This window comes from Vibrio sp. 10N.222.52.B12 (assembly GCF_002875385.1).
In the GTDB taxonomy this organism is placed as follows: domain Bacteria; phylum Pseudomonadota; class Gammaproteobacteria; order Enterobacterales; family Vibrionaceae; genus Vibrio; species Vibrio jasicida.
On sequence record NZ_MDAW01000142.1, the window covers coordinates 1 to 286 of the forward strand.

Consider the following 286-nt stretch of genomic DNA (forward strand, 5'->3'; position numbering starts at 1 on the left):
CGGATAAGCGGGAACTAAAAACAAAAACGGTAGTAAGTGATAGAGTTTTATCGCCAAACAAAACCTACACAAACTACCGTTTTCATGTCGAATCATACTTTCCTATCTTCATTCTGGGAAGGCTTTCATATAGTAAAGTCTCATCAGACTGCGTCATTAATAAAGCTCACTCTCAAACCTAACTCTACCGCTAAGTGTCCTTGTGGGCTTAAAGCTCAAGCCATACATGAGTATCAATGGCGTAACGTCAAGGAAGCCACACTGTTAGGAACTCCTGTTGAACTGT

At 40.9% G+C, this 286-nt stretch carries 1 pseudogene; it reads left to right on the forward strand.

Features of this window, described 5'->3' with window-relative positions:
• Window positions 1–84 precede the first annotated feature (84 nt).
• Window positions 85–286: pseudogene (locus BCT11_RS28610) on the forward strand (ISL3 family transposase); the annotation flags it as partial.